General features: G+C 69.5%; 17 protein-coding genes. 3 read left to right on the forward strand and 14 right to left on the reverse strand.

Annotated features, from left to right (window positions below; all coding sequences use genetic code 11):
* Positions 1-17 precede the first annotated feature (17 nt).
* Complete coding sequence (gene tssJ / locus AB6807_RS16260; RefSeq protein WP_371085383.1) at positions 18-536, reverse strand: type VI secretion system lipoprotein TssJ; 519 nt, start codon at positions 534-536, stop codon at positions 18-20.
* A 130-nt stretch (positions 537-666) separates the two neighbouring features.
* On the opposite strand from tssJ, the gene AB6807_RS16265 reads away from it, so the two are divergent.
* The 3 genes from AB6807_RS16265 to AB6807_RS16275 all read left to right on the forward strand — a co-directional run bounded on the left by AB6807_RS16265 (position 667) and on the right by AB6807_RS16275 (position 4,237).
* Entirely contained in the window at positions 667-1,077 is a 411-nt protein-coding gene (locus AB6807_RS16265) for a TssQ family T6SS-associated lipoprotein (protein ID WP_116911578.1), read from the forward strand.
* Between the two features lie 132 nt (positions 1,078-1,209).
* Positions 1,210-3,375 carry a type VI secretion system-associated FHA domain protein TagH gene (gene tagH, locus AB6807_RS16270; protein WP_371085384.1) on the forward strand — a complete coding sequence of 722 codons (2,166 nt, stop codon included), beginning with the start codon at positions 1,210-1,212 and terminating at the stop codon, positions 3,373-3,375.
* Complete coding sequence (locus AB6807_RS16275) at positions 3,368-4,237, forward strand: PP2C family serine/threonine-protein phosphatase (RefSeq protein WP_371085385.1); 870 nt, start codon at positions 3,368-3,370, stop codon at positions 4,235-4,237. Before tagH ends, AB6807_RS16275 begins: the two co-directional genes overlap by 8 nt.
* 3 nt (positions 4,238-4,240) lie before the next feature.
* Here AB6807_RS16275 and AB6807_RS16280 read toward each other — a convergent pair whose 3' ends face one another.
* The 13 genes from AB6807_RS16280 to tssC all read right to left on the reverse strand — a co-directional run bounded on the left by AB6807_RS16280 (position 4,241) and on the right by tssC (position 21,441).
* Complete coding sequence (locus tag AB6807_RS16280; RefSeq protein ID WP_116911580.1) at positions 4,241-4,633, reverse strand: DUF4150 domain-containing protein; 393 nt, start codon at positions 4,631-4,633, stop codon at positions 4,241-4,243.
* 71 nt (positions 4,634-4,704) lie between these two features.
* Entirely contained in the window at positions 4,705-5,394 is a 690-nt protein-coding gene (locus AB6807_RS16285) for a DUF3540 domain-containing protein (protein ID WP_371085386.1), read from the reverse strand.
* A gap of 40 nt (positions 5,395-5,434) precedes the next feature.
* Positions 5,435-6,493, reverse strand: a complete 1,059-nt coding sequence (locus tag AB6807_RS16290) for a pentapeptide repeat-containing protein (protein ID WP_371085387.1) — start codon at positions 6,491-6,493, stop codon at positions 5,435-5,437.
* Entirely contained in the window at positions 6,490-9,093 is a 2,604-nt protein-coding gene (locus AB6807_RS16295) for a DUF2169 domain-containing protein (RefSeq protein ID WP_371085388.1), read from the reverse strand. The genes AB6807_RS16290 and AB6807_RS16295 overlap by 4 nt, the downstream gene beginning before the upstream one ends.
* Before the next feature lie 7 nt (positions 9,094-9,100).
* Complete coding sequence (locus AB6807_RS16300; protein ID WP_132748921.1) at positions 9,101-9,484, reverse strand: hypothetical protein; 384 nt, start codon at positions 9,482-9,484, stop codon at positions 9,101-9,103.
* A gap of 50 nt (positions 9,485-9,534) precedes the next feature.
* Positions 9,535-11,913, reverse strand: coding sequence for a type VI secretion system Vgr family protein (locus AB6807_RS16305; RefSeq protein ID WP_371085389.1), 2,379 nt, complete (start codon positions 11,911-11,913; stop codon positions 9,535-9,537).
* Positions 11,914-11,957: 44 nt separating this feature from the next.
* Entirely contained in the window at positions 11,958-14,690 is a 2,733-nt protein-coding gene (gene tssH, locus AB6807_RS16310) for a type VI secretion system ATPase TssH (protein WP_371085390.1), read from the reverse strand.
* Complete coding sequence (gene tssG, locus AB6807_RS16315; RefSeq protein ID WP_286516272.1) at positions 14,687-15,739, reverse strand: type VI secretion system baseplate subunit TssG; 1,053 nt, start codon at positions 15,737-15,739, stop codon at positions 14,687-14,689. The genes tssH and tssG overlap by 4 nt, the downstream gene beginning before the upstream one ends.
* 125 nt (positions 15,740-15,864) lie before the next feature.
* On the reverse strand, positions 15,865-17,754 hold the full coding sequence (gene tssF, locus AB6807_RS16320; RefSeq protein WP_371085391.1) for a type VI secretion system baseplate subunit TssF: 1,890 nt from the start codon (positions 17,752-17,754) through the stop codon (positions 15,865-15,867).
* A gap of 76 nt (positions 17,755-17,830) precedes the next feature.
* Positions 17,831-18,370, reverse strand: a complete 540-nt coding sequence (gene tssE, locus AB6807_RS16325; RefSeq protein WP_371085392.1) for a type VI secretion system baseplate subunit TssE — start codon at positions 18,368-18,370, stop codon at positions 17,831-17,833.
* A complete protein-coding gene (locus AB6807_RS16330) occupies positions 18,367-19,251 on the reverse strand; it encodes a type VI secretion system accessory protein TagJ (protein WP_371085393.1) in 885 nt (294 codons plus the stop codon). Before AB6807_RS16330 ends, tssE begins: the two co-directional genes overlap by 4 nt.
* A 149-nt stretch (positions 19,252-19,400) precedes the next feature.
* Positions 19,401-19,883, reverse strand: coding sequence for a type VI secretion system tube protein Hcp (locus tag AB6807_RS16335; protein WP_116911588.1), 483 nt, complete (start codon positions 19,881-19,883; stop codon positions 19,401-19,403).
* Between the two features lie 49 nt (positions 19,884-19,932).
* Positions 19,933-21,441, reverse strand: coding sequence for a type VI secretion system contractile sheath large subunit (tssC, locus tag AB6807_RS16340; protein ID WP_116911589.1), 1,509 nt, complete (start codon positions 21,439-21,441; stop codon positions 19,933-19,935).
* Positions 21,442-21,458 lie beyond the last annotated feature (17 nt).

The raw sequence follows: 21,458 nt of genomic DNA on the forward strand, positions 1-21,458 counted from the left end.
CTCTGGCGTTGGCAAAGTTAACGACTTGGTATCAGCTCGATGCCCGTCTTGCGGATGGCCACCTGCACGGCCTGCTCGCTCGGCGAGAACTGCCACACCTTGTAGAGATTGGTTTGCTTGGGCTCCTTCAGCGGCAGCACGAGGCGCCAGCGCGCGGCCTCAAGCTTGCGATAGCCCGCGATGATGCCGATGGCGCGCGAGTCGAGCGCGGCCTCGCGCTTGAACACGCGCTCTTCGCCGCTGCGCATGATGGCCTGGTCCGCGTTGACGAGCTCCGTCATGAGGGCCTCGCGGTCGCGGTCCTGCAGTGCGAAGTAGTCTGCCGTCTCGAAGTTACCGGAAGATTTCAGTTCGAAGACTTTGACGAGGATGGGAGCGGCCTGCCCGCGGCCGTCGGGGTTCACGCCCTCGTCGATCCTGATGGTCACTGCGTAGGGCGTGGGCATCGACTTGGCCGTCGATGCGCATCCCCCGACAAGGCCTGCAAACAAAGGTGTCGTTGCAAGTGCGCCTTGTAGCAAGGTTCTTCGATGCATTGAGATCTCCCCGGTATGGTCGCGACCTATATTATCGAAAGCATGCGCATTTACGATGGCGCATCGCGTGCTTGTCGCAACTCAGCGGCACACTATCTCGAACATTGCATTCAGCAGGTAGGAGAAAAGATTGAAGTCATGTCTGCCAGCTCTGGCGTTCACTCTTTCGATGGTCGCGGGTTGCACCACCCCGGCACCGCCCCCCGATCCCGCACCCCAACCCGAACGCCTGAGCCAGCAAGTTGCACGCACCACGCTCGAGCGCGCACAGCAGGCGTATGACGAAGGCGATTACGCCAAGGCCATCAGCACATTGAAGAGCGGCGGCGTGTCGGTGTTCGACGGCGCCGACGCCAACACGCGGCTCGACGCGATGAAGCTCGAAGCCTTCAGCTACTGCGTGGCCAACCAGATTCCCGAGTGCCGCACGCAGTTCCGCAAGATCCTCGATGCGTTTCCCACCTTCGACCTCAACGTGGCGGAGCGCAAGCATCCGGTGTGGGGTCCGGCGTTCGAGGCCGCGAAGCGAATGAAGCGCTGAGCAGGCGCCAGGCAGGCGCGGCACAAGCGTTGCGCCAGCGTCGAGCAGGAGAGCCAGGGAAAGCACATCGCGGCCGGCGCGCAACTGCTGCGCCACCGGCGACAGGCGATGCAAGACGAACAGGGAGATGCCATGCGTTGGACAGTGATCGAACATGCCGGCAGCCCGGTGACCGCGGGGCCCTCGGCATGGCTCGCGGCACCGGGGGGCACCATCGGCCGAAGCCCCGACAACCACCTCGTGCTGCCCGACGCGCAGCGCCAGATCTCGCGCCTGCAGGCGACAGTGCGCTTCGACGAGGACGGCGCCGCCGTGCTGCGCAACATGAGCGCGGTGCTGCCCATCGGCGTGAACGGGCGCACGCTGGCGCACGAACAGGAATCGCGCGTGGCCGATGGCGACCGCGTGACGATAGGCAGCTATGTGCTGGAGGCTGCGAGCGCGCAGCATGCGGCGGCTGCGCAGCCGACGGTGATGGTGGCGCCTGCCCCTCCTGCGTTGCAGCCTTCAATTCAACCGCCTGTGGCGCCTTCGCAGCCGGCGTTCGCAGCACCCGTTGCGGCCCCCCTCGCGGCGCCTTTGCCTTCGAGCCCCATCGGCGACCTGCTGCCCGCGTCGTCCGGCAACGATGTGTTCGCCGACCTGTTCGGCGAAGGCGCGCTGCCCATCGGCGATGCGCAACCCGCGGCTGCAGTGCCACCGATGCGGCAGGCACCTGATGCGGTGGCTGCGCCGGTTGCACAGCCCATGCCTGTGCATGCGGCGGCGCCCTCGCCGGCTGTGCATGCACCTGCACATCCGCCGACATTTCCGGCCACGCCTCCCGCCGCGTTCGTGCCCGCCCTTGCTTCTCTTGCTTCCCTTGCCGCGCCCGCGCAGGCACCGGTGCAAGCGCCAGCGCCAACACCCGCCGCCGCGCCGCCGCGGCAAAGCAGCAGCGCCGCCGCGTCGCAGATGCCTTCCGCGGCCGACTGGGACGCCATCCTCGCGAACGCACCGCGGCGCGTCGACAGCACGCCCGCGCCCATGCCCGACCCGATGGCGCACGAGCCCTTCGAGCTGCCGTCGCAGGCGCGCAGGAATCCGGCCGATCCGCTCGCGGAACTGAACCCGCACGCGGCCGACGACATGTCGAACATCGCGCTGAAGCGCGGTGTCGATCCGCTCTCCTTCTTCGCGGCCGACGACAGCGCGCACTCGCCGCTGGCCGACCCGCGCCCCACCGCGCTCGCGCACCACGACACGCTGCTGCCGGGCGAGGCGCATCCCGCGCTCGACCTGCTGCACGACCCCAAGCCGGTGGCGCAGGGCTACAGCCATTCGAACCATGCGCGCGAGATGTCGGCGCAGTTCCGCCCACCGATGCCGGTGGCGGCGCCTGTGCCTTCGCCCGCACCCTCGCAAGAGCCCCCGCATGCTCCCGCTCCCGTGGTGGAGCCGGTGAAGGTGGAAGCACCTCCGCCGCCACCGCCGCCACCGCCTCCGCCGCCTCCTACTCCGGCACCACCGCCCCCTGCCCCTGCTCCCGTGGCGGCGGCTCCGGTCGTGCAGCCTCCCGTGGTCATCGCGCCGCCTGACGTGGCCCAGATCGCTGCACCCGCTGCTGTACCCGCTGCTCTACCCGCTGCAGCACCCGTCGAAGCACCACCGGCAACGACACCGGCTGCAGCAGCCCCACCGCCTGCATCGTCCTCCTCCGAAGCCCTGTTCAAGGCCTTCCTCGAAGGCGCGGGCGTGCCCGAGCTGGCGGGCCAGCAGCCGATGGACCTCGAGGCCATGCAGCGGCTGGGCCGCATCATGCGGGCCTTCACCGACGGCACCATCGAGCTGCTGTCCTCGCGCGCCATGCTCAAGCGCGAGGTGCGCGCGGAGATCACCATGATCGTGGACGAGGAGAACAACCCGTTCAAGATCCTGCCCAACGGCCGCGCGGTGCTGATGCAGATGTTCGGCGCGCGCATGCCCGGCTTCCTGCCGCCCGAGGCCGCGGTGCACGACGCGCTCGGCGACCTGCAGTCGCACCAGCTCGGCATGGTGGCCGGCATGCGCGCCGCGCTGCTCACGCTGCTCAAGAGCTTCGACCCCGCGGTGCTGGCGCGCGACACGCCGCACGACGGCGGCCTGGGCGAGAAGCTGCTGCCCGGCGGGCGCGAGGCGCGCCTGTGGCGCCGGCTGCAGGCGCTGCACACCGAGACCACCGCGGCCGTGGAAGACGACTTCCAGGCCGTCTTCGGGCGGGCCTTCCAGCAGGCCTACGACAAGGAGATGGAACGGCTGAAGGAGGCCCGCCGTGGCTGAGAACGCGTCGAACCACCTGGCCCTGAACAGCGCCGCGGCGGGCACGGCGGCCGACACCGCGCGCTCGTTCGCGGTGCCGCTGTCGACCTCGCAGTTCTCCTGCGTGGGCGAGCGCAGCGGCAACCAGGACGCCATCGGCTACCACCTGGACGAGCGCAACGCCTGCTTCGTGGTGAGCGACGGCGTGGGCGGCAACGCGGGCGGCGAGCTGGCCTCGCGCATCGCGGTGGACACCGCGCTCGACACCTTCGTGGCGGCGCCCTCGCTGGCGGCCGACAACCTGCAGCGCTGCGTCAAGGCGGCCAACGACGCCATCCTGGCCAAGCAGCGCGAGCTGGCCGAGCAGAGCCGCATGAGCGCCACCTTCGTCTCGCTGTTCGTCGACCGCGCCACCAACCAGGCCTGTTGGGCCCACGTGGGCGACAGCAGGCTCTACTGGTTTCGCCGCGGCGCGCTCATGCAGCGCACCGAAGACCACAGCCTGTCGGAGCGCTCGGGCGATGCCGCCGCGAGCCAGAACCACGGCGGCGAACGCCTGGTGAAGACCAACCTGCTGTACCGCGCGCTGGGCGCGCGCGCCACGGCCGAAGCCACGCTCGCGTCGCCGCAGCGCCTGGCCGACGGCGACGCCTTCCTGCTGTGCACCGACGGGCTCTGGCAGCTCATTTCGCAGCAGGTGATGGAGCGCTCGCTGCAACTGGCCGACAGCGCGGAAGAGTGGCTCGCGCTGCTGCGCCGCGCGGCCGAGGCCAAGGCCGACGAGTCGCGCGACAACTTCTCGGCGCTGGCGGTGTGGGTGGGGTTTCCGCAGCAGGTGACGCTGGCGGGAGCGGCGGCGCAGGAAGCGCGCCGAAGCGCCTAGCCCTCAGGCCGCGAGCATCAGCACCTTGAACTGGCTCGGCACGATGCGCATGCCCAGCGCGTTGCAGCGGTTCTGCACGCTCAGGCTGGTCATGCGCGTGGCCGGCGTGCCCTTCAGCAGCACGGTGAATGCGCCCGTCACGTGGCGCGACTGGCTCATGAAGGTCTGCGACAGAATGCCGCCGCCCGCGCCCGGTATGTCGCCCAGCGTGATCGGCGTGGTGGTCGCGATGTTGTGCGCCGGCATGCCCATGAACAGGATGTTCCAGGCGTTCGGTATCGCCATCGGGCCGAGGGCGATGTTGGGATAGGGCAGCGGCATCATCGCCGCCGGCGGCGTCTTGCAGAGGTCGGGGAAGGCCAGGTCCATTCCCATCAGCTGGCAGTTGGCGAACATGGTCGGGTCCTTTGCTGTGCGTGTCGCGGGAGTGCAGGGCGGCGGGTTGCGGGGCTGCGGCGTGCCGGTGTTCAGCCCATGTGGATCTGCGCCGCATCCACCTTCACCAGCGCCTTGCCGGTCACCACCGTGTGGTGGCCGTGGATGCGCACCGTGTCGGTGGCCTCGCAGTCGAGGTGGCCGGCACGCACCTGCTCGGTCTCGTCCACCAGGCGGAAGGTGCTGCGCGCCATCAGCACCACGCGATCGGCCAGGGTCTCGAACATCTTGCCCAGCAGCCGCATGCGGCCCACGGTGGCATCGACCGCCTGGCCGGTGTAGCGCATGCGCTCGACCTGGCAATCGCCCTGCGCCGCCTTCAGCGCCCATTGCGCGCCCTGCATGCGCAGCGTGCCGGCGCTGCGCAGGTGCAGGTCCTGCGCGCTCTCGATGGCCACCGCGCCGTTGCCGGCGGCCAGGGTGAGATGGCCCGGCGCCTCCACGCGGCTGGTCGACGCATCCGCCTGCTCGACGACCGCGATCAGGTACACCCGCGCGCGGTCGGGGCCCGACAGCATCACGGTGTCGCCCACCTCGGGGCGCAGCAGGCAGCTGGCGGCGCGGCGGCAGGTCCAGCGCACGCCGGCTTCGTCGTCCACGGCGAACTGACCGTCGGGCAGGCGCGCGGCCAGCGTGCCCAGCAGGTGGACCGGGGCCGCGACTGGTCCCGCCGCGGTCTCGGTCTCGGTGACCGGTGCGGTGCGCAATGGAATGACGTTCATGGCATTTCTCCTGTCTTCTGATGGTGGCCCGTGCAGCCGCTCAATGCGTGTCGGACCAGGCCTGGGCCTTGTGCAATTCGGGGTCGTTCTCGATGATTCCCTCGCGCCCCGACAGGCGCGCGTTGTCCTGCAGCGCGCGATGAAAGCGCGTGCGCAGGAAGTGCGCGCCGCGCAGGTCGGCGCCGGTGAGCGCGGCGTACGAAAAATCGGCGTCCTGCAACTGCGCACGGCGAAAGTCCGCGCCCTCGCAGCGCGCACGCTGGAACACGCTCATCGGCAGCTGCGCGTCGCTGAAGTCCACGCCGGCAAGCAGCGCCCCGGCCCAGATCGACTGGTCGAAGCGCGCGGCCTGGCAGTGGGCGCCCTGCAGGTCGGCCTCCGGGAACATCGCCTGGCGCGCATCGGCGCCGGCAAGGTTGGCCTGGTGCAGCGACGCGCCCTTGAAGTTGCTCTGCAACAGCGTGGCCCTCGACAGGTCGGCGCCGTCGAGCCGGCTGTCGGTGAACTGACACTGCGACAGGTGCTGGCCGGCCAGCTGCTGGCCCGTCAGGTCGCACTCGACGAACATCGAGTTCGCGCAGCGCGCGCCGGTGAAGCGCGCGCTTCGCAGGTCGATGCGGTGGAAGGTCACGAAGCTCAGCTGCGCCTGCGAGAAATCGGTGCCGGCCAGCATCGACTCGGCGAAGGTGGCGCGCGCCAGCGCGGGCGTGCACAGCCGCGCGTTCTCCAGGTCGCAGCGAAAGAACTGCGTGGTGTCGAGCTGCGCGTCGGCCAGGCTCAGGCCCGACAGCCGGCTTTCGACGAAGGCCGTGCCGCGCGCGCTCGCGCCGTCGGCCAAGGCATCGCGCAGGTCGCAGCGAAAGAAGCGCGCCTCGTCCAGCGTGGCCTGCGACAGGTCGCACTGCGCGAACACGCAGTGCGAGAAGGTGCTGTCTTCCAGCTGGGCACCGGCCAGCCGCGCGCCGCTGAAGTCCACGCGCTCCATCACCGCGCCCGACAGGTCCAGCCCGCCCAGGTCCCAGCCGGCGCAGCTCAGCCCGACCAGGGGCGCGCCGTGGCGCACCTTGTCCTGCAATGCCTGCAGGGCCTGCGGCGTCACGCGGCGTCCTCCACGCGGCGCCTGGGCACGGTCTTGGCTTGCTGCACGTAGGCGCCGTCGAGCAGGGTCGAGGTGTCGATGAGCGCTTGCGACACGTCGGCGCGAAACAGGTTGGCGCCGCGCAGGTCGGCGCTGGCCAGCGTCGCTTTCGACAGGTTCGCGTCGATCAGGTTGGCACCGCGCAGCGAGGCGCCGGTGAAGTCGGCGCGCACGAACAGGCTTTCGCCGGCGGCCATGCGCTCCAGCCTGGCGGCGCGCAGGTCGCAGGACGAGAAGTCGCAGCCCTCCAGCCGCGCGCCGCCGAAGTCGGCCTGCGACAGCACCGTGCCGCGCAGCCCGCACTGCTTCAGCGAGGCCCCCACGAAGCGCGCATGCGCCAGCGTGCTGGCGCCCGAGAAGCTGCATGCGTTGAGCGTGGCGTCCGAAAAATCGACGCCGTGGCTCGCATCCGTGGAAGAGAAGCCGCACTGCGTGAAGCTGGCGCGCGCGAACGACACGCCCTCGAAGCGGCACTCGATCCAGGCCATGTGCGAGAAGCTGGCCTCGTCGAAGGCGATGCCGGCCAGCGTGAGCTTCAGGATGGCGACCTGCAGCCAGCGCGAGCGGCGCAGGTCGCACCGGTCGAGGCTGCTCTCGTGCCAGCGGGTGCGCTCGAACACGGCCTCGTCCAGCAGGCAGGCCTGGAAGCTGGCCTTGTCGCACAGGGTGTCCCTGAAGGTCGCGCCGGTGAACACGCTGGCCTCGCAGCGCGCGCCGCCCAGGTTGGCGCCGTCGAAGTTCGCGCGTGCCAGCGACGTACGCACCAGCGTGGCACGCGCCAGCACGGCGTTGGAGAAGTCGCAGTCGTCGAGCTGCGCGCCGTCGAGGTTCGCGTCCTCGAGCATCGCACCCGCGAAGTTGGCGCCGCGCAGGTCCATGCCGTGCAGGTCGGCGCCGATGAGGTTCATGCCTGCAAAGCTGCGCTGCCCGGCGGGCGCGGCGCCGAGCCGGCGGCGCAGCTTCGCGCTCCTGAACGTCGAAGCCGGCGCCGCGGGCGCCGACAGGTGCGCCGCGTGCAGGTAGCCCTGGCGCGCGCGATCGATCATGCGGGCCTTGTCGTCGGCCGAGAACATCGGGGTGGCGCCGTCCGCGCTCCCCTCGCCCTGGGTTTCGCGCTCGAACACCTCCGCGCGCTCGATCTCGCGCACCAGCGCGTCGGGGTCGAAGCGCTGGCGCACCGGCTCGCCGGGAATGTCGGCATTGAAGTCGGCCTGCGCCATGCGCTCGGCGTTCTCGGCCTCCAGCGCCTTGCGCGCATGCACCGAGGCCTCGATCTGCTCGCCCGCGCGCTCGACGTAGCCCACCATGTCGTCCAGCCCCGGCAGCGGCTCGTACGACGGCGGCTGCGGCAGGTAGAGCGCGGGGTCCAGCCCCGCGGCGGTGAGTTCGGCGTGGCGCGCCTCGTACTCGCGCTGCTGCCCGGCGCGCATGTTGCGCGCGGTCGGGCGGGCCAGCGGGTCGGCCATCTGCGCGGCCTCCCATTCGCCGAGCACGGCCTTGGGCACGAGGTCGCTGTCGCGCAGCACGTGCACGGCCATGGCCGGGTCGAGCCGCCGCGCCAGCACGGCCTGGTAGTGCGACAGCGGCCGCGGCGCGTCGGGCAGCTCCAGCGCGGGCATCACGTGGTGCACGTCGGCCGCGTCGTCCTGCGCGATCTCAAAGCCGCCGTGCCACACCAGCACCGCGCGCTCCAGGTGCGGAAAGAACCACGCGGTGGTGAGCCGCAGCGGCGCCTCCCGCAGGTCGGAGCCGTCGGGTTGGAAGCTGGCGAAGCAGCGCGCCTTCCACTCGGGCAGGCGGCCCTGCAGCACCGCATGGTGCGGGTGCATGTTGCGAAAGGCGTAGGGCGCGCCCGGCGGCAGCTCGTGCAGGTCGGGCCAGCGCTGGTCGGCGGGCGCGGCGTTGAAGAACTGCCAGTCCATGTCGCGCGCGAAGCCGGGGGCGTCGTGCTCCAGCCACTCCTTGCCGAAATCGGTGCCCACCAGCGCCATGCGCTGCGGCCAGTCGGGCAGCAGGCCGGCAAAGCCCGCGGGGCGCACCGCGTCGTTCGGCGAGCGCACCTGCGCGCCCGGCCACTCCACGTTCGGCAGGCGCTGCGCCTGCACGCCGTTCACCAACTCCAAGACGCTGCCGATGCCCAGCGGGTTCTCGGCCACGGCCGGGCCGCCGTAGGCATGGCGCCAGTCGACGCGCATCTGCTCGAAGGGCTGCGCAGCGGTGGCGCGGCCGTCGAGCCAGTAGCGGTCGCCGAACACGGCCAGCGATTTCTGCAGGCCTGCCACCTGCATCTCCACCGCGCCCATGGTCTTGTCCTGCTGGTGCGCGGTGTAGCAAAAGCCGCTGGCCAGCACCTCGGGCACGCGCTTGGGCACGCCCAGGTCGAGCGCGCTGCCGGGGTCCAGCTCTTCGCTGACGGTCTGCCACAGCTCCTGCTCGGGCATGAGGCGCGGGTCGGCGCCCAGCGACACCATGGCCAGCACCGACACGCCCAGCGTGTCGCGCTGCTGCCAGCGGTAGGGCCTCGTCAGCAGGCTCAGGCGAAACGGCTTGACGGTCTTCACGCGGCGGCTACTTCAGCGGCTGATCGATGGCGATCTGGCGCGTGGCCAGGTCGACCTTGACGCGCACCAGCCGCCCCTCGGAAAACTCCGCGAGCTTGACGGGCGAGATCGGCACCACCGTCTCGGCGATGAACGAGGGCACGGGGCCGGCCGCCTCCACCCGCAGCGTGAGCCGCGTGAGCACGTAGACCAGGTCCACGCGCATCTCGGTGTCGGCCGTGGCCAGCACGGTGGCCACCGCGGGCACGCCCTCGGCCAGCACCTGCGCGGGGGCCGCGCGCTCGACGATCTGCCCGGTCGTGAATCCCTGCAGCTTGCGCACGCCGATGGCGCCCAGAACGATCAACACCAGGCACGCCAGCGGTATCAGGACCCACAAGTAATCTGCCATCTGCTCGAATCTCCTCTTGCCTTGTTTCGAAGTGCGGTGCGCCACTGCATTCACAGGAACAGCATCAGGAACTGGATGTAGGTCTTCAACCCACCCGTCTTGATGCTCAGGCCCTTGTTGGCCACCTGCGCGCCGGTCTGCGTGCTGGTGAAGGCGCCATACGCGTAGCCCACGCCGAAGAGCTCGCCCTTCAGCCCGTTGGACGCCAGGTTGATGACGTTGTTGGCGTTCGCCAGCCCCGCGGTGGTGGTGGCCACGCCGTTGAAGGCGACGTTGGCGCCCGTGGCGGTGAGCCGGTAGGGCGCCAGGTCCCACTTGGAGGCGCGGTTGATGTGCTTCACGTGCTCGCCCTCGGCGATCACGTTGCCGGCCGCGGTGATCTTGATGTCGCCCGAGGTCGAGGTGATGGACACCGACTCCGCGGTGCCGGTGTACGCGCCCGTCACGTTCGAGGTGTGCGTGCCGCCGATGGTCTCCTGGAGCGAGGAGGTGATCTCGTCGGTGCCGGTGCCGGTCACCTTGCGCTCCCAGCTGGCGTTGTAGCGCTCGCTGCGCAAGGCATCGACCGCCTCGATTTTGGAAGGGCCCTTCACCGTCTCGGTCATGCCGCCTGTCACGTCCACCTTCAGGCCCACGTCGAACACCTCGTGGCGCAGGCCGGCCTTCACCGTCACGTCGGAGGTGCCGGTTTCCACCGTCTCCACGGCGCCCTTGTGGGTGGTGATGTGGATGCCGTCCTTGAAGTAGTGGTCGGTGAGCCCGCCCGACACCTCCAGCGTGGAGCCGGTCTGGTACATCGCATGGTCCAGCCCGGCCTTCACTGTGGTGGTGCGGGCCTTGTCGATGGTGAGCGTCTCGTTGCCGCCGATGGTGGTGGTGCGGTTCACGGCGATGGTGTCGCGCTCGTCGGCCTCCACGTCGATCTCGAAGTCCTTCTCGGCGTGGATGCGCACCAGCTCCTCGCCGGGCGCGTCGTCCAGGATGAACTCGTTGGCGTTGGCCGGCGTGCCGTCCTGCGTGCGGCTGACGAAGCCGCTCACCGTCACCTGCGCGGGCAGGTCGCGCGGCGGCATGTGGCTGGAGTTGTACACGCGCCCGATGATGATCGGCCGGTCGGGGTGCCCGCCGATGAAGTCGACCACCACCTCCTCGCCCTTGCGCGGATGGTTCACGGCGCCGTAGTTCGAGCCGGCCCAGGCGCTGGAAACGCGCACCCAGCAGGAGCTGTTCTCGTCCTTGCGGCCGTAGCGGTCCCAGCGGAACTGCACCTTCACGCGGCCGTACCTGTCGACCCAGTATTCCTGCCCGGCCTTGCCCACCACGGTGGCGGTCTGCGGGCCGTTGGTGCGCGTCATGGGCGTCACGCGCGCGGGGCGGAACGCGTAGGAGGTCGGCTGCACCACGAAGTCGAAGCTGTACGAGCCCTCGGCCACGCCGCTCGCATAGCCGCCTTCGCGCAGCGCATAGGCCACCGACACCACCAGGTACTCGCGGTTGTCGTCCTGCCGCGGGCAGTTCTGCATGGTGAAGCGATGGCCCGGCGCCATGCCGCGCACGTTGCAGTGGCCCAGGTCGCGCTCGGCCTGCGACTGCGCCTCTTCGAGCCGGATGCGCGAGTAGTGCTCGCCCTGCTCCACCTCGCTGAAGCCGCCGAGCCATTCGTACATCTCGTAGGTGTCGTGCTCGCTGCCGCGCGGCTGGCTGCGCATGCTCAGCAGGTCGCCCTCGGCGTTCTTGAAGTCGTAGTCGTCCACCACGTAGGAGCCGGGGCGTATCTCCTCGCTCACCTGCCACTGGTCGATGGCCTCCTGCCAGGGGTCCAGGTCGCGGTCGGTGGCCAGGTAGCTGATGGTGGCGTAGCCGGGCAGCTCGTCGTGCGCCGACATGTCGTCGGCCAGCACCAGCGTGTGCTGGCCCTTGTCGTGGCGGAAGTAGTAGTAGATGCCCTCGTGCTCCATGAGCCGGCTCACGAACGCGAAGTCGGTCTCCTGGTACTGCACGCAGTACTCCCACTGGCGGTAGCTGCCGCACAGCTTCTTCTCGAACACGAAGGGGTAGTCGCCGAACACCTGCTCCAGGATTTCGACGACCGACTTGTTCTGGAAGATCTTGCAGTCGCTGGTGCGCGTGAGGTACCACAGCCATGGCCGCACGGTGGCGCGGTACACCACGTAGCGCGAGGTGCTGTCTTCCTTTCCGATGAGCGTGAAGCGCACGATCTGCCCGTCGAGAAAGCGCGGCGCGCCGGCCGTCTGCACCTCGAGCGTGAGCGACTTGCCCAGCACCGACTTCATGTCGATCGACACGTTCGGGCTCAGCAGGTCGACCTCGAACTCGAACAGCTGCGAGAGCCCTTCTGTGCCGTTCATCGAACGGAACAGCAGCTGCTCTTCTCCCAGCGGGGTATAGGCCTTGACGACGCGGTCCATGGTTTGCTCCCTGTATTTTTTTCGATGGCGCGTGCTGAAACCGTTCAGTGCGGCGCTTCGGAAAATTCGTAGTGGAAGTCGTCGCCGGCCGCGCCCAGTTGCACGGCGGCGAGCTTGCGCGCACTGACCGTGGCGCCGATGACTTCCTCGCTCAGTCGCGGAAGGATGGTGTGCGTGAGGATCGCATCGATCATCCGTCCACCCGACTCTATGGCCGTGCAGCGCCGCGCGACCAGTTCCACCGCGCTGTCGTTGTAAGCCAATGCAATGCCGTGGTTGGCCTGCAGCCGCACCGCCACGCGGTCCAGCTGCAGCCGGATGATGCGGTGCAGCGCCTCGGCATGCAGCGGGTAGTAGGGCACCACCACCAGCCGGCCCAGCAGCGCGGGCGCGAACACCTTCAGCAGCGGCTCGCGCAGCGCGGCGGCCAGCGGCTCGGGGTCGGGTCGCAGGCTCGGGTCTTCGCACAGCTGCATGACCAGGTCGGTGCCGACGTTGGAGGTCATGATGATCACGGTGTTGCGAAAGTCGATATGGCGGCCCTCGCCGTCTTCCATCCAGCCCTTGTCGAACACCTGGAAGAAGATCTCGTGCACATCGGTGTGGGCCTTCTCGATCTCGTCGAGCAGCACCACGCTGTAGGGCCGGCGGCGCACGGCCTCGGTGAGCACGCCACCCTCCCCGTAGCCCACGTAGCCGGGCGGCGCGCCCTTCAAGGTGGAAACGGTGTGCGACTCCTGGAACTCGCTCATGTTGATGGTGACCAGGTTCTGCTCGCCGCCGTACAGCGCCTCCGACAGGGCCAGCGCGGTCTCGGTCTTGCCCACGCCCGAGGGGCCGCACAGCAGGAACACGCCGACGGGTTTGTTGGGGTTGTCCAGCCGCGCGCGCGCGGTGCGAATGCGCCGCGAAATGGTCTCCAGCGCGTCGGGCTGCGCGACCACGCGCGCCGACAGGATCTCGCCGAGCTTGAGCACCGACTGCGCGTCGTCGCGCACCATGCGGCCGATGGGAATGCCGGTCCAGTCGGCCACCACGGTGGCGATGGCCTGCGCGTCGACGGCCGCGAGGATGAGCGGCGACTCGCCCTGCAGCTGCACCAGCTTGTCTTGCGCATCGTTGAGTTCTGCGCGGATGTCGTCAGGGGTGCGTGCAGGTTCGAGCTGAGGTGCTGCTTGAGCTTCGGTGCGTGGCGCATCGTCTTCCTGCGATGCGCCCGCCTCGGCCTGCACCGGCACCGCCGCCGGCGACAGCTGCTTGCGCAGCGCCACGATGCGTTCGACCAGCGCGCTTTCTTGCACGCGCCGCGTCTCCAGCAGGTCGAGCTCGGCCTGCGCCGCGGCCACCTGGGCCGCGATGTCCGCCACGCGCTGGTGCGCCCCCACGCCAATGGCCGCCTCGCGCCCCGCGATGCCCGACTCGATGCCCAGCACCTCGATGCGGCGCTGCAGGTCTTCGATGGCCGCGGGCAGCGCATGCTGGCTCAGCGCCACGCGGGCGCAGGCGGTGTCGAGCAGGCTCACGGCCTTGTCGGGCAGCTGGCGCGCGGGAATGTAGCGGTGCGACAGGCTCACGGCCGCTTCCAGCGCGGCATCGAGGATGAGCACGCCGTGGTGCTTTTCCAGCTCGGCCGAAATGCCGCGCAGCATGACCACCGCCTTGGGTTCGGTGGGCTCGTGCACCTGGATGGTCTGGAAGCGCCGCGTGAGCGCCGGGTCTTTCTCGATGTATTTCTTGTACTCCGACCACGTGGTCGCGCCGATGGTGCGCAGCCGACCGCGGGCCAGCGCGGGCTTCAGCAGGTTGGCCGCATCGCCCGTGCCGGCCGTGCCGCCCGCGCCCACCAGCGTGTGCACCTCGTCGACGAACAGCACGATGGGCTTGGGGCTCTTCTCCACCTCGTCGATGACCTGGCGCAGGCGCTGCTCGAACTCGCCCTTCACGCCCGCGCCGGCCTGCAGCAGCGTGGGGTCGAGCACCCACAGCGACACGTCCTTCAGCGACGGCGGCACGTCGCCCGAGGCCAGCCGCGAGGCCAGCCCCTCGACCACCGCCGTCTTGCCCACGCCGGCCTCGCCGGTGAGCAGCGGGTTGTTCTGCCGCCTGCGCATGAGGATGTCGATGATCTGGCGGATCTCGTCGTCGCGGCCATACACCGGGTCGAGCTCGCCCGCGCGCGCCTTGGCCGTGAGGTCGCTCGCGTACTTGGCCAGCGCGGAGCCGCCGGCCGCGGGCGCGCCGCCCTGGTGGGCCGGCTCGGGGGCGCTGCCGGCCTCGCCCTGCACGGCGTCGAAGTCGTCTTCGGGCGAGCCCTCGGTCCACGCCGCGAGCTGCGCCACCAGCACGTCGGGCACCAGCTTGTCGAACTCGCGCGAGATGCCCGAGAGCACCTGGCGCAGGCCAGGCGTCTTCACGATGCCGGCGAGCAGGTAGGCGCCGCGGATGGACGTGGCCTCGAAGCGCAGGCTGGCATAGACCCAGGCGCGCTCCACCGCGTTGTCGACGTGCTCGGAGATGTCGCTGATCGACGTGGCGCCGTGCGGCAGCCGGTCGAGCGCGCGCACCAGGTCCTGCTCGACGGCGTCCAGGTTCAGGCCCGCGCGCCGGACGATGCGGCGCAGGTCGCTGTCCTGCAGCTGCAGGATCTGGTGCAGCCAGTGCACCAGCTCCACATAGGCATTGCCGCGCAGCTTGGCGAAGGCGGTGGCGGTCTCCAATGCCTTGTAGAGCATCGGGTTGAGCTTGGAAAAGAGCGAGACGCGGCGAATGTCGGTCATAAGGAATGAACAGGCCCGCCCGCGGATGCGGCCGGTGCGTTGCGGGAAAACAATGCTTCAGGCTGGAACACCATGTCGCCGGCGTCGGTGTCGGCCAGCCGCGTGCCGAGCCAGCTGCCCCAGCCCAGGCGCTGGCTGCCGCCGAGCCGGGAGCCCTGCGCATCCTCTTTCTTCAGCACCAGGCGCAGCTCCCAGGCGAACTCGATGCCCACGTACTGGCGCACCCAGTCGACCACCTGCTGCAGGCGCTTGCTGCCGGGCAGGAACTCGCGGAACTCGTGCTGCGACAGCGGCCCCAGTTCCAGGCGGAACTTGCTTTGCGCGTCGCGCACCGCGAGCCCGATCGTGGCGCCGCCACCGAGCTGGTGGTTGCGCCCGAACAGGCCCAGGCGGCTCAGCTCGCGCTCCTCGAGCATCACCCAGTCGCTCACGAACTCCTCCACGCGCACGGGCACGTCGAAGTAGAGCTTGAGGATCTGGATGAGCCCTTCGGGGTTGCGCGTCTGGCGCACCAGGTGCCCCGCCATGAAGGTGCGCGCATGGTCGGCGATGCGGTCGCGTTCCTGCAGGCCGGGCTGCCCCATGTTCATGAGGCTGGCCACGTAGTCGACGAAGCGGTGGCCGTCGGGGCGGTCCAGGCTGTTGACCGACTGCGCGTCGGCCCAGGCCCGGTAGAACAGCAGGATGAGCCGGTGGTGGAACAGGTCGGCAAAGGCGCTCAGCGTGTCGTCGCCGTGGTGGCGCTTGCGCTCGCGCGCGTACTCGGTGAGGTGCAGCGGCAGCGGGCCGTTGGGGCCGAACAGGCCGAAGCCGTAGATGGAGATGCGCGGCGGGCCGTCGCCGTCCACGTCGACACCCGACACGTTCGACGGCGCGAAGGCCATCGACGGCTCCTGGCCCAGCCGCAGCGGCTCGTCGACCGGGCGCGGCGCGCGGCCCAGCAGCGGGTGGCCGCCCTGCGCGTCGAGGCGGCGCAGCAGCATGAACAGGTCGTGCTCGAAGGGCTGCTCGACCAGGCGCGCCCACAGTTCGGGGTCCAGCTCGGGCATGCCGCGAGGCACGGGGGTGGCCTGCAGGGCGTGTGCGATGCCGTACGCGTCCGCGCCCAACGCCACGGCGTCGGCCGCCTTGGTCGCCTCGGTGGCTTCGTTGGTTTCCTTGATGCCGGTCTCGTTCATACGGCGGGGCGGCGTCCCACGCGCGGCGTCCAGCGCGCGATTTCGCCGCGCTGCAGGCTGGACAGCGCGAACTCGGTGAACGAATTGAGCGACACGTGGCGGCTGAAGAACTGCTCCAGCACGGCGCCGAACAGGTACGGGCTCGCGCCCGAGAAGGCGACCTCGTCGATCTTCAGCGCAATCTCCACGCCGCGGCCGAACACGATGGGGCCCGGCTCGGGCAGGCGGCGGAACACGGGCGCGAGCGCCATCGAGCGCACGCCCGAAATCTGCCGGCGCACCGCCGGGTCGGCCAGGTTGCCGTACAGGTCGAGCATCTCGCGCAAGGCCGAGGCGCCCTGCGCCGCGTCGACGTCGGTCAGGCTCAGGTAGTTCAGGCCCAGGTGACTGATGAGGCGCCAGGTGAGCGCGCCTTCGGCCAGCGCCGGGTACGGACGCGACGGCCCGCGCAGGATGCGGATGGCGCGCACCGGCGCCGACACGCGCAGCGTGAAGTCCGACTCCAGCCCCGTGGGCAGCAGCAGCGGCAGGTCGCGGTTGGTGCACAGCGCGTCCAGCGTGATGTGGCGCAGGCTGTGCGGAAACGGCGCGTCGTGCTGGTCGACCAGCGACACGTACACCTCGCTGCCGGTGTAGCTGGTGCGCGTGCCCTGCGCGCGTGCGCGGTCGGACACCAGGCGCGGCTCGCGGCGCAGCGAGAAGTAGGCGCCGAAGTCGCCGTCGTCCGCCGCGAAGGAGCCGAGAAAGGGCCTGAACTCCCGCTCTTCCGAGCCGTTGGCCATGTGGCCGGTGACGCGCTCCACCGTGAAGATCTCGAAGTCGCGCGGGCGCGTGCGGTCGATGACGGCGTGGTGCTCGTGCTGGCCCGGCCCCACCGGAATGCGGTCGCTGCGGCGCGGCACCAGGTTGATGATGGGCGTGCAGAACAGCGAGAAGTGCTTGGCGTCGACCAGTCGCTCGAGGTCGGCGTCGGCGCGGTCGAGCAGGATCACGATTTCCATCGTGTTGCCCGGCATGGCCTGCACCGCCGCGCGCAACTTGTTCACGCTGAAGAACAGGTAGCGTTCGGGAAACGCGAAGTACTCGTGCAGCAGCCGGTAGCCCTGGAACGAGCGCGCGTCGTAGGGCAGCAGCGCCTGCTCGGGGTCGAAGCCTTCGTGCTTGATGGCGTCATCGCCAAGCGGCACGATGCGCGATGCAGCGCCTGCGCCGCCTGCGCCACCCGGCCCGCTGCGGCACACCACGCCGATGCCGTGGTGCGTCGCAAGCTCCAGCACGCGCAGCGCATGCAGCTCGGCGCCCGAGAGAAAGAACTCCAGCCGGTCCAGCGGCATGTCGGCGAAGCGCGCGCCGCCCACCGCTTCGAGCTTGATGGTGATGGCGCTCTTCGCCTGCCGCGCGACCATCGGCATCGCATGCGCGATCTCGGCCGGCACCGGGCCGATGCCGGCCTCCGCGATGCGAATGGGCCACAGCGTGACGGCATGGCCCGTGCGGAACTCGCAGGCCGTCTGCTCGCCCTTGATCATTCGCCCGCGCAGGATGGTGTGGCGCGGCAGCTCGTAGCCGGCCTTCAGCGAGCCTTCGTTGAGGTTGCCGTCGATCTGCACCACCGCCATGGCCGGCAGCGGCGCGAGGAAGTTGGGGTACACCACCTCGAGCAGGCGCTGCGAGAAGCGCGGAAACTCCGCGTCCATCTTGAGCTGGATGCGCGCGGTGAGAAAGCTGAAGCCCTCGAGCAGCCGCTCGACATAGGGGTCGCTCACCTCGATGCCGCGCATGCCCAGGCGGCCCGCGATCTTGGGGTAGCGCTGCGCGAACTCGGCCCCGAGCTCGTGCATGTAGGTGAGCTCGCGGTTGTAGTAGTCGAGGAGCTTGGCGTCCATCAGTGCGGCCGCGCTCCGTGTTGTTCCCTCTCCCGCTTGCGAGAGAAGGAGTCATGCGGGGACGGCATCACGCGCATCAGAGCCCCCCTGTCGGCCGCAGCACCATGCGCCCGCTTTCCAGGTCCAGTTCCGAACGCAGGATGAACTCGATCGGGTACGGCACCGACCACAGCGTGCCGCGGATCTCCAGCGCGAGCAGGTTGTGGTGCTCCAGGTCGTTGGCGTCGGTCACGCAGCGCACGTCGATGCTGTCTTTCATGATGCGCGGCTCGAAGTCGATGATGGCGGCGCGAATGGCAGCTTCGACGTCGGCGAAGTCGACCTCCGACATGCGCCCGCCGGCCCAGCCGCGCACGCCGTAGTTCACCACCGAGCGGCGCGCGCGCGGCATGGCGTTGATGTCGTGACCGGCGCCGAAGTTGGTGGTGTTCAGCAGCCACTGCAGGTCGCGCAGCACCGAGTCGCGCAGCAGCTTGCCGCTCATCAGGAAGGCGCCCGCGCGCTCCTGGCGGGTCTGCGGCGTGGTGTCGGTCAGGCGGTCGAGCAGCACCGGTTGCAGGCGGTCGCGCGCCACGCTTTCCTGCAGCTCGCCGTCGGCGTCGAGCATGGCGCTCATGGAATGGCGCCCTCGCGGTCGATATCGCGGTTGAACTCGATCAGCCGCACGTCGAGCAGCGAATGGTCGCCGGCCTCGCTGATCAGCGTGCGCTGGCCCACGCCGGCGTACTGCTCGTCGCCGGGCAGCGGCAGCCAGTCGGTGCGGCGGCCCAGCATGGTGCCGTCGTCCAGCCCGTCGAGCGCGCCGGGGTAGCGCGCGGGCACCAGGCCGTTGAGCGCAGGGCCGTCGTGCCGCTCGATCTCGGCGGGCGCCCACAGCAGGTCGACCAGGTGCTGCGGACGCGAGAACTTGATGCGTCGCACCTCGGTCAACGGCAGCCATGCGTAGCCCGAGGGCGTGAGCAGCTCCAGCACGGGGCCGATGCGCACGTCGCCGTCGCACAGCCACGAGAACCCGGTGCGCGCCACCGGTTCGCCGTCGAGTGCCTTTGCCGAGTGTGCAGCGCGTGAATCGCTGCGGTCCACGCCGGTCAGCGTGCCCTGCAACCCGGGTGCGGCCTGCCGCGCGCTGTCGCGCAGGGCGGCGGCTTCGTCGGCACGCTCGGGCGGCAGCGCCGCGGCGGCGATCAGCTGCTCGACCCATTCGGCGTTGCCGCCCAGCACGGCCGGCGCGCGCGTGCCGTTCCAGAATTCGGTGCGATGGCGTTCGGCCGCGAGCGCCATCGAGCAGGTCACGCTCGCGGGGGTGAAGGTCGGGTCCAGCCGGGTGGCCTGCCTGAGCTGGTCTTCGGCGCGTTGCCACTCGCCGCGCAGCGCGAGAAAGTGGCACAACGCAAGGCGCAGGCTGGCGTCCTGGGGTTTGGCGCGGATCTGCCGCTGCACCCATTCGGTGTGCTCGGCCACGGAACGTTCGCCCAGCACTGCAAACCCATCTCCCATGAAGCAACCTCGCTGACTGACTGGCACATGGCGCCGCTGCGGGCCACTGTGCGAAGGACGACCGTGCAGTGGCTGCAGGCCGTCGGGGAAACCGGCGCGACCGGCCGGGAAGACCGGTCGCGCACGCGAGCCAGGAAACAAAAAGCCGATCAGGCCTCCTTGTTTTCCTTCAGGTTCCAGCCCAGCACCGTCTCGGCGCCCTTGCCGCCCTTGTCGGTCTGTTCCCAGTACTGCTGCTTCACCTTGGCGGCCTGGAAGGCGTACTGCACGAACACGGCGTCGGAGCCTTGCTCGGCGGTGTACTGCACCGAGGTGACCAGCACCTCTTCGAGCGTGACGCGCGTGTATTCGATCTGCGCGCCGCCGGCCTTGCACACCGACACCTCGACCTTGGCCAGGTGCTTGCCGCTGGCGCAGTTCTTCAGCACCGCGGGCGCGGCCTTGTCGATGCGCGCGAGCACCTGCAGGTCGTTGAAGCTGGCCTTGCCCACGCCGCCGCCACCGCCGCTGACCATGTTTCCAGGCTGCGTCGCTCCCCATGCAAACGACTTGATATCCGTCCAGTCCTTGTGGTTCGAGTCCTTGGATTCGCCGTTCGCGCCCTCGACGCGCATGAACATGTCTACTGCCATAAGTTAACCCCCAGAGTTGTGTGCGCCCGTGCCCGGGTCGCCGTTTGAACTAGCTGCTGTCCTTCTTGTTGGACGGCAGCTTCGAAACCAGCCGCAACGACACGGTCAGCCCTTCGAGCTGGTAGTGCGGCCGGAGAAAAAACTTCGCGGCGTAGTAGCCCGGGTTGTCCTCGATGGCCTCGACCTGCACCTCGGCCGCGGCGAGCGGCTTCATGGCCTTGGTGTCCTGCGACGAGGTGCCGGGGCTGCCGTCGACGTAGTTCATGATCCAGTCGTTCAGCCAGCGCTCCATGTCCTCGCGCTCGCGGAACGAGCCGATCTTGTCGCGCACGATGCACTTCAGGTAGTGCGCGAAACGGCAGCAGGCAAACAGGTACGGCAGGCGCGCGGCCAGGTTGGCGTTGGCGGTGGCGTCGGCGTCGTAGTACTCCGCCGGCAGCTGCAGCGACTGCGCGCCGATGAAGGCCGCGAAGTCGGAGTTCTTGCGGTGCACCAGCGGCATGAAGCCGTTCTTGGCCAACTCGGCCTCGCGCCGGTCGCTGATGGCGATCTCGGTGGGGCACTTCATGTCCACGCCGCCGTCGTCGGTGGGGAAGGTGTGGGTGGGCAGGTTTTCCACCGCGCCGCCCGACTCCACGCCGCGGATGGACGTGCACCAGCCGTACTGCTTGAACGAGCGGTTGATGTTCACGCCCATGGCGTAGGCCGAGTTGGCCCAGGTGTAGCGGTTGTGCGCGGCCGAGTCGGTTTCTTCCTCGAACTCGAACTCGTCCACCGGGTTGGTGCGCGCACCGTAGGGCAGGCGCGCCAGGAAGCGCGGCATGGCCAGGCCGATGTAGCGCGCGTCTTCCGAGTCGCGCAGCGAGCGCCAGGCGGTGTGCTCGGTGTTCTGGAAGATCTTGGTCAGGTCGCGCGGGTTCGACAGCTCCTGCCACGACTCCATCTGCATCACCGTGGGCGACGCGCCCGCGATGAAGGGGCAGTGCGCGGCCGCGGCGATCTTGGCCATCTCACCGAGCATCTCGACGTCGGGCGGGCTGTGGTCGAAGTGGAAGTCGCCGATCAGCGCGCCGAACGGCTCGCCGCCGAACTGCCCGTACTCGGCCTCGTAGACCTTCTTGAACAGTGGGCTCTGGTCCCAGCCGATGCCCTTGTGGCGCTTGAGCGAGCGCGCCACTTCGCGCTTGGACGCGCACATCACGCGGATCTTGAGCTGCTCGTCGGTCTCGGTGTTGTTCACCAGGTAGTGCAGCCCGCGCCATGCGCCTTCGAGCTGCTGGAAGTCTTCGTGGTGCAAGATCTGGTTAATCTGCTCGGAGAGCTTGCGGTCGATCTCCGTGATGATGGCCTGCACCGAGCGGTAGGCGTCGTTGGAGATGGTGACGGTGTTTTCCAGCGCCTGCACGGCCAGCGTCTTGACGGCGTTTTCCACCGCCTCGCGGGCCTGGTCGGTCTTGGGCTTGAACTCGCGCTGCAGCAGGTCGGAGAACTCGTTGGGCGCAAGCGCCTCGGTGGTGGCCTGCGCCTGCGCGGCGGTCTTCTGGGATGCGGTGCTCATGGTGGCTGTGTCCTTGC

Origin of the sequence: Variovorax sp. RCC_210 (assembly GCF_041355175.1) — a bacterium.
Classification (GTDB): Bacteria; Pseudomonadota; Gammaproteobacteria; order Burkholderiales; family Burkholderiaceae_C; genus Variovorax.